This is a genomic window from Ruminococcus albus 7 = DSM 20455 (assembly GCF_000179635.2).
GTDB lineage: Bacteria > Bacillota > Clostridia > Oscillospirales > Ruminococcaceae > Hominimerdicola > Hominimerdicola alba.
This window is the reverse complement of sequence record NC_014833.1, coordinates 1826519-1841321: the sequence shown is the minus strand read 5'-3', so window position 1 is coordinate 1841321 and position 14803 is coordinate 1826519. Positions and strand designations below refer to the sequence as shown.

The following is a 14803-nucleotide window of genomic DNA, read 5'->3' as shown; positions in this document are numbered from 1 at the left end:
TTCCTCCTTTAATTTTTCTCTGCGCCGAGCTTTTTAAGAAAACCGACGAGTATATCAAGTTCAGCTTTTGCTGCCTTTGCCAGTGACTGAGCATAATCATTGTGAGAATCATCATCACCGTTATCCGATACTGTTCTCAGCACACAGAATGGCACTTCATTGACATAGCATACATGACCTATGGCACCGCTCTCCATCTCACAGATGATAGCACTGAATTCACTCCTCAGCTCGTCTCTTTTAGCGCTGCTGTTTACAAAACAATCACCCGAAGCGATTACGCCCCTGACATTGTTTATACCGAGTTCATCAGCCACATCTGCAAGTATATCGGCACTGTGAGTATCACAATCAAAATACACCTTGTTGATACCTGATATAAGACCCTTGGGGTCACCGAATGGTGTGGTATCCATATCATGCTGCACTACTGCGGAAGCAATACCAGCATCACCAATATCCAGCTTGTCCGTCAGCGAGCCGCCAACACCTGCATTTATAATGACATCCGGTTTGAATGTTACGATCATAGCCTCAGCACATATTGCTGCGAATACCTTGCCTATGCCGCAAACTGCAGCCACTACGTTCATACCGAAAAGCTCACCGTAAACAAATTCAATACCGCTGACAGTATATGTATCACCGTCTTTGAGAAGTTCCTTTATGGCATCAACTTCGGGCTTCATGGCACCGATGATACCGACGGTATAAAGATCCTTGTTTTTAAACATGATTACCTCCGTAAATACTGTATAAATTTCAAGATAAGCATAATAAAACTATCCTGCTTGATAACTATGCTCACACTAAAGGATTATAACATATTTTTACACAAATGTAAAGATGCAATAAACTTAGCTCACGGAAATCAATTTTCAAAAATCACCCTCGAAATCATCTGCGGCTCCATAAGACATTCAAACATAAGTTTGGATATGGCAGCTTTAGAATTGTTCCGATTTTTAAAGTTCTTGATTAAATTTATCGCAGCTTTTCTGAACATATTCAGGCATTGCTGAACGTCTTTGTTTTCGACTCTGCACCAATCTTCTTCAAAATGAACATCAAGCAGCCAGTGCATTGACTCAACCGACCATTCCATTCTTGCATGATGAAGGAGCTGTTCCGCTGTCATTTCGCGGCTTGAAAGGTAATAGTGCCATTCGCTCGAAGTGCCTTTTTCGTTGAAAATTCAGTATGAATGGCTCCTATGCACTTCAGATTTTTCCACTCTTTTTCTGTTCCAGCCAGTTGATATCTGTTGTTACATACGCTGTCCTTGTTTCAACTCTGCCACGGTTTTTCTCCGTTCTTGAAACTGTTTGCATAGTGTCTCTGAGAGAACTGTCCTGCACATAATCCTCGATATCTTTCTTCAAATTTGGGTGATTATCCTTAACGCAAAGCAGATAATCTGCCTTTTGTTTTACGATAATCTCAGCAGTTTCTTTCTGACAGTTCAGTGCATCCGCAACAACTATATTACCCTTTATTTTCAGTTCTTTCAGAAGCTCCTGCACCGCAGGTATCTCGTTGCTTTTATCGTCCGTGCTGCGTTGTGCCAGGGTCAATCCAAGTTCGCATACCTGTGCGCTGATGATGTGCAGAGGACTTTCGATCTTACTCATTTTAAGTGTCGAACAAACAGTTTTCCCGTCAAGAGAGATCGTCATACTTTTGGACTTTTCGGGCATGAATGAATAGACCCAATCCGCAAAACAGCGGTTGAGCGATTCGGGCTTGACATATTTCAGCAGGCTCAATATCCAATAATAGCAAGGGACATGATCGATTCCGAATTTCTCCTTTAAGAATTCGCTTACTCTGTCATTTGTCGCCCATTGATGAATCTGATTAATGTTTCTAAGTCCACAGATACTTCCAAGAATTGCTATTGTAATGATATCGGGGATACTGCAAAAATAGCCGTCATATTCCTCATATAATTCAATATCTTCAAAATACTCGGTTATTCCATTATTCATGCCTATATTATATCATTTTCCAGGTGCTCTGTCCAGTAATTTGTACAATCTGAAATATAAATGTAACTTTTGAAACCTGATTTTTTGAAAATTGATTTCCGTGAACTTAGCTGCCTATCCTGATGAAAGCCTGCCTGCACCATTCTATGACCTTAGGGAATACTTCATCAAAATCCTCAGGAACATAGTTTTCAGATAGTTCTAGTATATACCTGTCAGCTGAGCTGACCTTTTCTTTCAGTTCACGTCTTGAAAGAAGAAATTCTCCGCTTTCAACATAGTGAAGATTCTGTATCAGGAAGAAAAATCCTTTCAAAGTAAACTTGAGTTTAACAGCACTGTTTTCCTTATCAGAATGTATATATCTGTGACATAGTTCATGATACAGATTTCCAAGGCTCAGCTTTATATAGTTTATCTCATCCTCTTTACCGGCATAAGGCAAAAGATCAGAGAGTTTTCCGTAAAGGTCTTTGGTAGTGTATCTCAACTGAATAACTTCAAGCGGATTCCAGCGCATAAGTTCATCTCTGCCGCATATAAATCCGCATGACCTTTCATACCAACCAACCGTTTTAAGTATACCACGGTAGATATCCATATCGGCAGTGCAGAAGCCGTCTATGACTGCCATTATGTCAATATCGCTTTCTTCGGTTGCTTCACCTCTTAGATAACTCCCCTGCAGACCAAGATAAACAAGCCTTTCACCATAAGCGCTCCTGCACTCATTTATCAGCTTTTCCAGATATACCTCAAGTATGAACATATATATCTCCTGTATTGATAATTTTTTGACAACTATATTATATCACATTTCAATTAAAAAGTAAAGACATTTATATAATGTTAGCCACAGCTTAGATCACCACACGGAATATCCTTAAACTACGGCGCATATTATGAACAAACAAGAGATATAAACAGGGGGTCTGTTATGAAAAGACAAGGCTTTTTAAAAAGCAGCGCCATACTTGTAGCTATGACAGCCGTAACAAAAGCTATGGGACTTATCTACAAAATACCGCTTGCAAATATACTTGGCGGTACCGGTATGGGACATTTTTCGGCAGCATTTTCAGTATTCACTCCTGTGCTGGCACTGGGTGTATCGGGGATATGTCCGGCTATGGCCAAGCTATCCGCTGAAAATTCAGCACTTGGGAGATTTACCGACCTGCGTCGCAGAAGAAAAACAGCTCTGGCAGTATTCACTATTACAGGGCTGTTATTGTGTGCAGCTGTTATTGGTGCTGCTTATTTTACAGATAACAAAAGCTGTGTCAGACCTGCAATCATATGTCTTGCACCGTCTGTTGTATTCTGCGGAGTTATGAACGCCGAAAGAGGATATTACGAAGGTCTTGGAAATGTACTGCCCACAGCTTTCTCAGAGATCGCTGAAACTCTGTTCAGACTTATACTCGGACTAGGACTGGCTGTATACATTAAAGACTACGCCGAGCAAAGCTATATCCATAACAGTACCGTATTCGGAATGGTATGCAACGATGCCGTACAAGCAGAACAAACAGCCCTCCCATACATAGCAGCAGGTGCGGTACTTGGTTCAACGATCGCATCAGCCATCGCCTGCATAGGACTTATCCTTTACACAGCTATACACGGTGACGGTATAACAAGTGCTATGCTTACGGCTGATAAGGTGATATCCGGACGCAGACAGCACGCAGAAGAACTGCTCAGACTATCATTCCCTATTGCTGCAGCGGCTGTGGTATCCACACTTACAGGTATGCTTGATATGCTGACCCTTCCGCCTTTTTTGAAAACAGCTATAACCAGATCACCGCAGCACTATTCGGAGTATATATCCGCTGCAAAAGGTGATCTTCCAAATTTTCTGTATGGTTCCTACGAAGGACTTGCTGTGATGCTTTACGGGCTTGTACCTACTGTAACAGCCATGCTTGGAAAAAGCGTGATACCGTCACTGTCAGCCGCTTTGGTTGAAAAAGACAGCTCAGCTTTGATACGGAATATGCGCAGACTACTCACGCTGACGGCATCAGCCGCAATACCATGCGGACTGGGGATCACTTTAATGTCAGGAGAGATACTCGGTCTGCTGTTCTCGGGAAGAGGAGCAGAATGTACAGCAGCACAGGAGCCATTGATGATACTGGGAATATCTGTCATCGGATGTGCAGTAACTTTGCCATTACTGACAGTTATACAGGCTTTGGGCAAGCCTTCGGAAGTTACTTTGATAATGCTTGCAGGAGCAGGTATAAAACTTTGTATGAACATCATACTTGTACCACTTTTCGGGTTGAACGGTGCAGCACTTTCAGAGCTAATAAGAAGCATATCCGTATGCACGGTGACGCTGAAAAGGATCAATGAACTTATCCCCGGACGGATAGGTATTGCAAAGCTGTGTATAAAACCATTTTATGCCGGGATCATGTGCGCTGTTTCAGCAAAACTTTTCTGTGACACAGCAAAAAAACTGCAGCTGAGTGAAAAATGCTGTGCTGTTTTAGGTATTGCAGGCGGCGGTATAATATGCATTACTGTTATGGCACTTTTGTTTGAGGAAAAGCTATCAGAAATATTCACTATAAAATACTTCAAAACCGAAAAAAATCGCTGTTAAAAACGCATTTTGACGTGTATGTTAAGGGTAAATTTTGTACTTTATTTATAAAAATTCTTGTGCGAAATGCCGAAAAACAATGTAAACGGAGTTTTTTCAAAAAAAAATCGAAAAATCTATTGCTTTTTTTCGGAAATTGAGGTATTATATTAAAGCACCCCTGTGAGAGTATCTTCAGGGGAAAAGCTGTGAGGTGAAAGTATTGGATAAAAAGTCTGTTGATGAACTGATAGCAGAGCTCCCTAAAAAGGAACGCTACGATATAGACGATCTGATAGATCTGGTCACAGTGCTGAGGGATCAGGAAAAGGGCTGTCCATGGGATAAGGTCCAGACTCACAGCACTATTAAAAAGGATCTGCTGGAAGAAGTCTATGAAGTAATGGAAGCTATCGACTTCGATTCTCCCGAAATGATGAGGGAGGAGCTTGGTGATGTTCTTTTACAGGTTATCTTCCATGTTGTGCTGGAGGAAGAACGAGGCAGTTTCGTACTTGATGATGTTATAACCGAACTATGCCAGAAACTGATAATCCGTCATCCCCATGTATTCGGTGATGTACAGGCTGATACGGTAGATACTGTCCTTTCAAACTGGGATTCCATAAAGAAGGATACCAAGGGACAGGAGAGCTATACGGACACTTTGAAAAGCGTACCAAAGAATTTCCCCGCACTTATGCGTGCGCAGAAGCTTGGCAAACGTGCTGCAAGAGCTGGTATTGATTTTGAAAAGTGTGAAGAGGACGGAACTGAGCTTGATCTGTATTCGGCAATAACAGATGCACTGAACAGAATAAAGCAGGCTGACCTTGAAGAAGAGGACGCATCCAACGACCTCGGAAAACTGCTTTTCCTGTGTTCAAATCTTGCAAGAAGACTTGACTGTGATGCAGAAGAATGTCTGGCAGACAGCTGCAATAATTTCATAAACAGATTCGAGGGACTTGAAAAGCACAGCGAAAATATATCGGAAGTTTCAGCTGAAGAGCTGTACTCATATTAAAACGAAATTAATGAATAAGCAATTGTTCGTTAAGGATAATAAATTTTGGAGGTTTTAAAAAATGAACAAGGCAGAACTTATCAATGTTATCGCAGAGAAGGGCGGCTATTCTAAGAAGGAAGCTGACAAGGCTCTTGCAACAGTTCTTGATTCCATCACAGGCGCACTGGAGAACGGTGAGAAGGTTACTCTCGTTGGTTTCGGTACATTCGAGGTTAGAGACAGAGCTGCTAAGGTAGCTATGAACCCTGTTACAAAGGCTCCTGTTGACGTTCCTGCAAGAAAGGTTCCCGCATTCAAGGCAGGCAGCGCTCTCAAGGCAGTCGTTGACAAGAAGTAATATATGCTTATTAAGGCGGGCAGATTGTCCGCCTTTTGTTTTAGGAGGACTCATGAGATTAGATAAATATCTTAAAGTCACAAGATTAATAAAGCGCCGCACCGTTGCAAACGAAGCCTGTGATGAAGGCAGGATAATGGTCAACGGCAAGGTAGCAAGAGCTTCGTATGATGTTAAGATCGGTGATATCATCGAGATCGGTCTGGGACAGCGTCCTATTAAAGTTAAGGTGCTGAATGTCACCGAATATGTCAAAAAGGAAAACGCTGCGGAAAATTACGAAGTTATAGGCTGATAATATCAGATAATAGTATCTGATAAAATAAACGGAGGTGTTTGAATGAAACAAATTACAGAAATCCTGAAAAAGGTAGGCGTATTCTATATCGCTACTACCGATTCAAACGGTGATCCCCATGTACGACCCTTTGGTGCGGTGGCTGAGATCGATGGTATGACCTGTATCTGCACAAGTAATCAGAAGAAGTGCTTCAAAGAAATGATGCATCACAGCAGAGTTGAGATAAGCGGTATGTGCGGCGAGATGGAGTGGATAAGACTCACTGCTGATGTTGTTGAGCTTGACAGCGATGAAGTAAGAGCTGCTTTTCTGGAGCAGTGCCCCCAGGTAAGAGGTCTGTACAGTGTGGGTGACGGTATTTTTGAGGTTTTCGAACTTCAGGATCCTGAGTGCATCAAGTATTCGTTTAATGCTCCTCCCGAGAATATCTGACGAACAGAATAGTTTTCTTAATAATATACAACAAACCGCAGTAACCTTACGGCTCCTGCGGTTTTGTATTTATCAGAAAGGTGCTGCGTTATCGTCATCGGAAGACTCACTGACGGGTGCAGGTGGTATTTCCTCTGTCGGCACAGACTGTGCAGGTGCGTTTGCGGGCTTCTTGTCTACAAAACGCATCTCAAGACCATTTATAGATATCTCAGGGTCATCAAGTGCTATAACAAGACAATTTCTGCCGCCTATCATCTGGGTCTTTACCTTGTCAGCACCGCCTTTGCCTATATTTACAGTTATGCTCGGTACTGCGACAACTGTCTTTTTCTCCACAAGGTTAACTGCTGTCAGAGGCTTGTTCTCGGTGGCCTGTTCAAACACCTTATCAAGGTTCACAAGCTTCTCCTGGCTTACCCCTGCCTCCCATAGTATGGAATTCATCTTCTGGCTGTCGATAGTAGCTATCTCGGTTTCATGTGCAGTCTGGTCTATGAAATTCTGTATCTTATCGTTTACCTTTGTTATCATATCGTAGTCAAGTTCATCAGCTACTACCTTGCCGAGTATGGAGTGAAATACTTCTTTTTCATTCTGACCTGTCATAGTAAACTCACAGCCGAGAAATTCCTCGATCATGGAAGTATTTGGCTTTTTAGCGTTCTTGCAATAATAAAGTACGCCGTTCACATCAGGTGCACGGTCATTGAAAAGCGGGAACAGGAAACCGTCCGTAGGCATCTCAACGATCCTGTCAGAGCCCTCCTTCTTTGCTATGGCATTCTCCTCCTCGTTGTATATAAGACCGTCTATACGCAGATTTACAGGGCATATTGCTGTGATGATGAAGTTATAATCCGATGAATCGCTGTCTTCATCTATCTCATCCATCTTGGTCTTTTTAAGTACAGAGTAAGTGCAGTGTGCTGTAAAGATACTGTATGTAGATACATACTCGACTTTTTCAACTATAGTATTCAGAAAATTGTCAACGATCTCCTCATCTGCAAGCTTGCTTTTAAGAACGCCCCACAGGAACTGCTGCTGTCCGCCCTCAAGTATAGCATTTTTCGGGAAAGGATATTCAAGCAGATTTGCCCCTATCCTGCCGCTGAGAGTTTTCTTCAGGTTCGCCAGGATAAGTTCGCTTTCATCCTGAGGCATGATATTGTAAAGCTGATTGGTTTTGCATTTAATATTTTTCTCTGCATCAACAAATGCGGTAACTACCCTGTTTATCGTAAAGAAATTGCAGTCATCGCTGAAGTTTTTCTTGATCTCGGCTATTTCCTTCTTGTTCATTTATGTACCTCCGTTAAGAGAAAAGAGGGCCGCCACGCAGCAGCCCTCTATCCTATAATTTGTCCTCGCCTAAAACCATTCGCCCAATGGTTTCCGCCATATATAAATATAGCACATTTCAACTGATTTGTCAAGTGCAAAATATTGTTTATTGAAATATCTGAAGCATTTACAGAATGCTTATAATATATTATAACTCATGTGGATAATGCACTTCATGAATAGTCCTCCCTCAGTTTTTTTAGGAACAACTCCGCTATCGGTGAAAACACCTGATACTTTTTCCAGATGATATACATATTCGTTTCAAGTTTCGGTTTGATCGGTCTGAAACATAGTCCGCTTTTCTCACTTGTGTCGATAAGGTGCTCAAATGTCAGCAGATATCCCAGCCCCTCTTTTACGAACACCGAGCCGTTGTAGGCAAGATTGACAGTTCCTGCGAAATTCAGCTTATCCATATTTTCGCCGCACCAGCGTGGAAAATCCACTCGGATAGACTGCTCGGAACAGAACAGCTGCAATCCGTAAAGATCATCAAATGTAACATAATCCTTTTCAGCAAGGGGACTGTCACGAAGCATTACAAGTCCCCATTTATCGCTTTCGGGGATAGAAAGATAATTGTATTTTGAAAGATTCGGTGGTTCAACGATAACTGCCAGGTCTAGGATACCTCTGTCAAGACGTTCCGCAACAGGCTCGGTATCTCCACTGAATATATGAAATATGAAATTCGGGTACTGCTCCTTGAATGCTTTGATGCTCCTTGCAAGGTATTTGATAAGATAGCTCTCAGCACAGCCTATGCGAATCTCACCACCGATGATGTTGTCAAGCTGGCTGAACTCCTCAGTGGTCTTGTCCACCATAGCGAGGATATCCTCGGCACGTTTGCGCAGTAGCATACCTTCATCGTTAAGAATCATATTCTTATTAGTGCGTATAAACAGCTCATGTCCTAATTCTTCTTCGAGCTTTTTGATCTCCTTAGAGAGCGATGGCTGCGAGATATGCAGGCGCTCGGCTGCTCTTGTCATGTTTTCCTCTCTGGCGATCGCTAAAAAGTAGCGTAGTATCCTTATTTCCATGCTGCACCTCCGTAATAAGATACTTCTATTATACCGCAGCTTGTCATTCCTGTCAAGAATGACAAGTCATTACATATAGGTATTTTACATATCAGAAAAGATGTGTTATAATGTAATTACAGAAACACGGAGGTGATGACAATGCCAAACGCAGCCGATAAAACAGCGGTAATGACCGAAAATCTGCGTGACATAGGTTTAAATGATGAAATGACAGCTAAATGTCTGATACTGATCGAAGAAAAGCGTTACAAAGAACTTGAAAAGCTGCTGAAAGCCTATCGGAAGTCGCTTCTTGAAAGCGTTCACAAGTATAACGACCGCATAGACTGCTTGGACTTTCTCACCTACACATTAAGAAAAAACGGAGGTATCTGAAATGAAAGATGAAATGCTCAACATGACACAGGAATGGGACAAGACCTTCCCGAAGTCCGACAAGGTCGATCATAAGAAAGTGACATTCCACAACCGCTATGGTATCACACTCGCTGCCGATATGTACACTCCAAAGAATGCAGGCGGAAAGCTTCCTGCTATCGCCGTGTGCGGTCCTTTCGGCGCAGTCAAGGAGCAGTGCAGCGGTCTTTATGCTCAGACACTTGCGGAACGCGGATTTCTGACTATTGCCTTTGATCCTTCCTTTACCGGAGAAAGCGGAGGTGCTCCTCGTTATATGGCTTCTCCCGATATCAACACCGAGGACTTTATGGCAGCGGTTGATTTCCTCTCGATTCAGGAAAATGTTGATCCTGAGCGTATCGGTATTCTCGGTATCTGCGGCTGGGGCGGTATGGCTCTTAACGCTGCAACATTGGATACACGTATCAAGGCGACTGTTGCATCGACCATGTATGATATGACCCGTGTAAATGCAAATGGCTATTTCGACAGCGAGGACAGCGAAGAAAAACGCTATGAAAAGAAGGTAGCTCTTAATGCTCAGCGTATCAGGGATTATGTAAGCGGTGAGTATGAGCTTGGCGGAGGAGTTATCGATCCCCTTCCCGAAGATGCGCCGTATTTTGTAAAAGACTACCACGCTTACTATAAGACCGAAAGAGGTTATCACCCACGTTCGCTCAATTCAAACGGCGGCTGGAACAAGATCGGCTGTATGTCGTTCATTAATATGCCTATCCTGCAATACAGCAATGAGATACGTTCCGCTGTTATGATAATGCACGGTGACAAAGCACATTCTTTCTACTTCGGGAAAGATGCGTATGAGAATATGATAAACGGAAACAAGTACACCGACAATAAACAGCTTCTTGTGATCGAAGGCGCTTCGCATACCGACCTTTATGACGGCGGTGAGAATAACGCTATACCATTCGACAAGCTGGAAGCATTTTATAACGAATATCTGAAATGATCTTACATGGAGGAAACAGTAATGACAACAGCAGAATTTCTTGAATTTATGAACAGCGGAAAACAGGTCACGGCAGAGTGCGGAGTTCATCAGACAATGCATAAGCTGAGTCAGGAGGCTATCCGCATAACAATGGAGATCAACAGCCGCTATCATACCCCCGATGAGATCAATGCGCTGATGTCGGAGCTGATCGGTGAACCTGTTGAAGTCGGGCTGTTTCCTCCGTTCTACACAGACTGCGGCAAGAACATTCATCTAGGAAAGGGCGTATTCATCAATGCAGGCTGTAAGTTTCAGGATCAGGGCAGTATATTTATAGGTGACGGAGCTTTGATCGGGCATAACACGATGCTTGCTACGCTTAATCACGGACTACTCCCCGAAGAACGACATGATCTGATACCGAAGCCTATCCATATCGGAAAGAATGTTTGGATCGGCTCAAATTCAACTATCCTTTCCGGAGTGACTATCGGTGATAATGCAGTCATTGGTGCGGGTTCGGTCGTTACAAAGGATATTCCCGAAAATATGATAGCGGTCGGCACTCCTGCAAAGGTGGTGAGGAGCATTTATGAATAGATCCAAGTTAATGACGGTTATAGCTTCGTTTCTGATGCTTACCGGGTGCGGCAGTTACTCAGAGAATAGTTCAGCTGTGACGGTGCAAAGTGAAAACTCGTCTGTTATGATTCAAAGCGACAGCAGCGTTTCATCTGTAATCTCCGACCGACAAGATGTCACAACCGCCGAACAACACGAAGAAAAGGAAGTTGACGGTATGAAGATCGTTATAGGAGATAAGCAGTTTCCTGTCACATTGGAAAGCAGCAATACTGTCACAGCTTTTACGAAAATGCTGCCATTATCACTTGATATGTCCGAACTGAACGGCAACGAGAAGTATTATTACCTTGATACTCCTCTGCCTTCAGCACCTGAGAATGTTGGACATATCAACGAGGGCGATATCATGCTCTATGGTGACAGCTGCATAGTGATTTTCTATAAGAGCTTTGATACTTCATACAGCTATACAAAGATCGGGCATATTGATGATACTTCAGGGTTTGCTGATACACTCGGAACAGGCGATGTGACTGTATCATTAGAATGAGGAATCATTATCCGTAAGGTGGGCTTTGTCAAAAAAATACTTCATGCCGCAAAACTATAACAAGACTTACAGTCAGAAGATCTACTCCGCTGAAACGATCGCAAATATCCTCGGCGGTGTAGCTATAGACAGATCTTTTCCTACAGTATTCAAAATGTTTTAAATCGGAATGGATCAATTTCGTTCGTCCGGAAGGAAAAAAAAATCGGGCTTAAAAAGCCCGATCTTACTTTATTCTATAGTGCCGCTGACCGGACTTGAACCGGTACGGTATTGCTACCGAGGGATTTTAAGTCCCTTGTGTCTGCCTATTCCACCACAGCGGCTTACTAGATTATTATATCACATTATGAATGCATTGTCAAGTAAAAAATAATAAAAATGATAATATCGGACAGAACAATAAAAAGAGTGCCGTTCTCCTTTACATCGGAGAATGACACTCATTTTGTTTTAATCAATAGATCCTTATTTTATAACTCTCTCACAGTATACCAGGTACCTTCGGTTGTTTATACCATAGGGATGACAGGTATAAAGTGTGAGCATATCCTTGCCCGGCTGTATAAGTACGGAATCCACTTCATCAGGATCAACGATCACATGATCTACGACTTTGTATTCCAGTGTATACCAGTAATTCTGTACACGCACCACATCGCCGCTTTCAAGCTTTTCTACATATCTCAGAAAATCAGATCCGCCAAGTCCCCTGTGCACAGCAATAACACAATTTGTGTTATAACCGCCTATGGGATAAGTTGTATAAGTCAGGTGACCACAACCCGCTGTAAGGTTATAATCGTTTGCACCCAGAAATACAGGCAGCTTCAATCCCAGTCTTGATATTTCAAGAGTACCTATACTTTCTGTATTAAGACCGTAAGACTTCAGATCGAATTCAGGGTACTTATATGATTCCTGCGAATCAAGCTGCGACTGCGATGACTCAAAGAGTTCCCTGTTGCGCCTGCGCATATACTGATAAAGGTCATCGAGGTAAGGCTGACTCTCCTCCTCCTCTATATCATACTTTATCCTTTCATACGGTGCGGGTCTGCCCTCTTCATCAAGAGGCAGGTCTTCAATATTGAGATCTCCGTTTTCAATAGATTCGTTTATGATCCTGTTCAGGTCATCTTTGAGATTCTGTATATTTTCATCGACTTTTTTGTTTATAAAGATCCTGCTGATAAACGGGTAAAGGAACAAGACCAATCCTATCAGGAACAGGAGCAAGAGCAATATAATGCCTAATCGTTTCTTTTTGTTTTTCTTCTTGCCCAACAGTTTTTCCTCCTATTGAAAAATTATAAGTGCCGCCGACAAAGCAGCGGCACTTATAGCGTTCAGTTCACGGAGAACCTTATCATTGTTTTAACTAATTAATTATGCTTTGTTCTGCTCTTCTTCCTCTTCGTCCTTCTTCTTGAAGAGAACTATGATGAAGAATGCAGCGCCTGCCATTATAGCGATACCGCCTATGGTGAATACGATAGTTGCAGTAGTACCGGTGAAAGGCAGCTGGAAGTTATCAGAAATTGGATCATTATAGAATATTATTTTTTTATTTGTAATTTCTTTTGTTGAATCAGCTGTGTCACCTTCATAAACTTTACCATTCTTGTCAATAAAGATAGTCTTAACGTTTTCATCGATTTTGTAGTTTTCCTGTGTACCGAGCTGAGTGATCTCATAGACACCGGGTGCGAGGTTTTCAAGAGTAACAATATCACTGGCATCGTCATCATCATGATTGCTGCAACCTGTTATACTATATTTACTTTTTTTCAGTTCAGTGGTTGTTCCTGTCGCATAGTTTGAAATTGTAATAGTTGCAGGTGTTACTGTTTCGGTATTATGGAGTTCTTCTTCAGTACCATCAGGATAACTTACAACAGGAGGATTATTGGGATCAGTGGGATCGGGATCATCGGGATTGGGATTGGGTATATTTGGTATGTCATTGGGTATCTGAGATGGGATCCTGCTATCATTATCAGGATCATAAGCATACTGATAATCTATCGAAGATGTATTTGTAGCCTCAGAACCTGATGTGAAACCATCAACTAATTTTGATTCTACCTTTATAACAATATCAGCATCCGATTCAAGTGATGAAGGATCATCGATCTCAACTGTCAATTTATTACCATTTGTCGAAACAGTATAATCAACATCTTCATCCAGTTCATCACTTCCTGAAAAGACGCTTACTACATTAACTTCCTTAAGGTTTTCAAAAGTATCGGTTATGGAGTAACTCATCAGGTTTTCAGAATTTACAGGAACATCAGCTGTGATCGTCCAGTTATAGGTATGTCCCTTACCATCAACATCTATTGCCTTTGAAACTGTAAGCTTCTTATCATTTGTAAGGTCAGCCTTCTGAACCGAGCTCGCTGTACCATCGAGGACGAACTTTACAGGACTGCTATTCTTAAGATAACCAGTTACAGCAGATGTTTCATACATATAGTATGTACCATAAGGCAGACCATCAACTATGACTTTACCATTAGCATCAGTATCATGTGTACCGCCGTCTACCCAGTTGCCCATAGCATCCTGAGAATATAACTGGAATGTAGCACTCATACCACTAGTCCACGCTGCGTCACCACTAAGTTTCTTGGTAAGCTCTATCGAGTGCTTATCCTTTGAGGTAGGATCAGTTGCATCATGAAGTGTACCAGGGGTGTTATGATCACCATTATCATGGTTATCTGTCAGCTTAGGATAAATGTACACATCTCTGTTTGAACCCGAAGGAAGCTGGATGAAGAATGATTCAACTTCTTTTAAGTTAGCATCTGTAGAAGTATTATTAGGTGTTATCTTGTAGTAACCATCAGGCAGAGATGAAAATGACTTTGAAGGAGTTGTAATTTTAATACCACCTTGTTTTGCAGCACCTGTACTGGTAACCTCAGTAAGAGTAAATGTAACATCCTGTGATTCAGTTGCATCGTAATTATCAGCTAAATCTGTATCAGCTGCTATAGCATCGGTAGTACCTAAACCACTAGGAGTTTTGTTAGCTTGCTTTGCTTCTGCATATTTTGCGTCACTCAGGATATACGGATGGATAGTCAGCGAGTTAGGACCGGTTGGATTTTCCGATGCAAACACATTGTAAGGAATCATCTGCGACATCATTAATGCCGATACTGCTATTGCTGTGGAACGCTTGTACAATTTTTTCATAATAAGAACCTC

Annotated in this window: 18 protein-coding genes and 1 tRNA gene; 10 read left to right on the top strand and 9 right to left on the bottom strand. The window is 42.1% G+C overall.

Translation table 11 applies throughout. The features are described from left to right. Positions 1–8: 8 nt before the first annotated feature. The 4 genes from RUMAL_RS08130 to RUMAL_RS08120 form a co-directional block, all read right to left on the bottom strand. On the bottom strand, positions 9–734 hold the full coding sequence (locus RUMAL_RS08130) for a 5'-methylthioadenosine/adenosylhomocysteine nucleosidase (protein WP_013498258.1): 726 nt from the start codon (positions 732–734) through the stop codon (positions 9–11). Between the two features lie 137 nt (positions 735–871). Then, entirely contained in the window at positions 872–1138 is a 267-nt protein-coding gene (locus tag RUMAL_RS22450) for a hypothetical protein (protein WP_051541112.1), read from the bottom strand. Positions 1139–1220: 82 nt separating this feature from the next. Further along, entirely contained in the window at positions 1221–1988 is a 768-nt protein-coding gene (locus RUMAL_RS21315) for an ISAs1 family transposase (RefSeq protein WP_242843406.1), read from the bottom strand. A gap of 106 nt (positions 1989–2094) precedes the next feature. Continuing rightward, complete coding sequence (locus RUMAL_RS08120; RefSeq protein WP_013498257.1) at positions 2095–2757, bottom strand: nucleotidyltransferase domain-containing protein; 663 nt, start codon at positions 2755–2757, stop codon at positions 2095–2097. A 168-nt stretch (positions 2758–2925) separates the two neighbouring features. Between RUMAL_RS08120 and RUMAL_RS08115 the strand changes: the two genes are divergently transcribed. The 5 genes from RUMAL_RS08115 to RUMAL_RS08095 all read left to right on the top strand — a co-directional run bounded on the left by RUMAL_RS08115 (position 2926) and on the right by RUMAL_RS08095 (position 6687). Next, on the top strand, positions 2926–4608 hold the full coding sequence (locus RUMAL_RS08115; protein WP_013498256.1) for an oligosaccharide flippase family protein: 1683 nt from the start codon (positions 2926–2928) through the stop codon (positions 4606–4608). 202 nt (positions 4609–4810) lie between these two features. Further along, positions 4811–5614 carry a nucleoside triphosphate pyrophosphohydrolase gene (gene mazG / locus RUMAL_RS08110; protein WP_013498255.1) on the top strand — a complete coding sequence of 268 codons (804 nt, stop codon included), beginning with the start codon at positions 4811–4813 and terminating at the stop codon, positions 5612–5614. Between the two features lie 61 nt (positions 5615–5675). Beyond that, the gene (locus RUMAL_RS08105) at positions 5676–5954 is read left to right on the top strand and encodes an HU family DNA-binding protein (RefSeq protein WP_013498254.1); all 279 of its coding nucleotides are present in this window, start codon (positions 5676–5678) and stop codon (positions 5952–5954) included. A 52-nt stretch (positions 5955–6006) separates the two neighbouring features. Beyond that, positions 6007–6249: an RNA-binding S4 domain-containing protein gene (locus RUMAL_RS08100; protein WP_013498253.1), complete on the top strand. Its 243-nt coding sequence runs from the start codon at positions 6007–6009 to the stop codon at positions 6247–6249. Positions 6250–6294: 45 nt separating this feature from the next. Beyond that, positions 6295–6687 (top strand): pyridoxamine 5'-phosphate oxidase family protein, encoded by a 393-nt coding sequence (locus tag RUMAL_RS08095; protein ID WP_013498252.1) that lies wholly within the window; start codon positions 6295–6297, stop codon positions 6685–6687. A 72-nt stretch (positions 6688–6759) separates the two neighbouring features. Here the strand turns inward: RUMAL_RS08095 and RUMAL_RS08090 are convergent, their stop codons facing one another. Then, positions 6760–7992 (bottom strand): DUF4317 domain-containing protein, encoded by a 1233-nt coding sequence (locus RUMAL_RS08090; protein WP_013498251.1) that lies wholly within the window; start codon positions 7990–7992, stop codon positions 6760–6762. A gap of 215 nt (positions 7993–8207) precedes the next feature. After that, positions 8208–9083, bottom strand: coding sequence for a LysR family transcriptional regulator (locus RUMAL_RS08085; RefSeq protein WP_013498250.1), 876 nt, complete (start codon positions 9081–9083; stop codon positions 8208–8210). Positions 9084–9224: 141 nt separating this feature from the next. Between RUMAL_RS08085 and RUMAL_RS08080 the strand changes: the two genes are divergently transcribed. Genes RUMAL_RS08080 through RUMAL_RS21760 form a run of 5 tightly spaced genes read left to right on the top strand, consistent with a single transcriptional unit; the run spans position 9225 to position 11744 of the window. After that, positions 9225–9461 (top strand): hypothetical protein, encoded by a 237-nt coding sequence (locus tag RUMAL_RS08080; RefSeq protein ID WP_013498249.1) that lies wholly within the window; start codon positions 9225–9227, stop codon positions 9459–9461. A gap of 1 nt (position 9462) precedes the next feature. After that, the gene (locus RUMAL_RS08075) at positions 9463–10461 is read left to right on the top strand and encodes an alpha/beta hydrolase (RefSeq protein ID WP_013498248.1); all 999 of its coding nucleotides are present in this window, start codon (positions 9463–9465) and stop codon (positions 10459–10461) included. Between the two features lie 21 nt (positions 10462–10482). Continuing rightward, on the top strand, positions 10483–11046 hold the full coding sequence (locus RUMAL_RS08070) for a sugar O-acetyltransferase (protein ID WP_013498247.1): 564 nt from the start codon (positions 10483–10485) through the stop codon (positions 11044–11046). Beyond that, positions 11039–11581 (top strand): cyclophilin-like fold protein, encoded by a 543-nt coding sequence (locus tag RUMAL_RS20720; protein ID WP_013498246.1) that lies wholly within the window; start codon positions 11039–11041, stop codon positions 11579–11581. The genes RUMAL_RS08070 and RUMAL_RS20720 overlap by 8 nt, the downstream gene beginning before the upstream one ends. Before the next feature lie 25 nt (positions 11582–11606). Next, the gene (locus RUMAL_RS21760; RefSeq protein WP_154662769.1) at positions 11607–11744 is read left to right on the top strand and encodes a hypothetical protein; all 138 of its coding nucleotides are present in this window, start codon (positions 11607–11609) and stop codon (positions 11742–11744) included. Positions 11745–11823: 79 nt separating this feature from the next. Here the strand turns inward: RUMAL_RS21760 and RUMAL_RS08060 are convergent. The 3 genes from RUMAL_RS08060 to RUMAL_RS08050 all read right to left on the bottom strand — a co-directional run bounded on the left by RUMAL_RS08060 (position 11824) and on the right by RUMAL_RS08050 (position 14791). Beyond that, positions 11824–11907, bottom strand: a tRNA-Leu gene (locus RUMAL_RS08060). 142 nt (positions 11908–12049) lie between these two features. Then, positions 12050–12868, bottom strand: coding sequence for a class C sortase (locus RUMAL_RS20715; RefSeq protein WP_013498245.1), 819 nt, complete (start codon positions 12866–12868; stop codon positions 12050–12052). A 102-nt stretch (positions 12869–12970) separates the two neighbouring features. Continuing rightward, positions 12971–14791, bottom strand: coding sequence for a SpaA isopeptide-forming pilin-related protein (locus RUMAL_RS08050; RefSeq protein ID WP_013498244.1), 1821 nt, complete (start codon positions 14789–14791; stop codon positions 12971–12973). Positions 14792–14803: the final 12 nt, after the last annotated feature.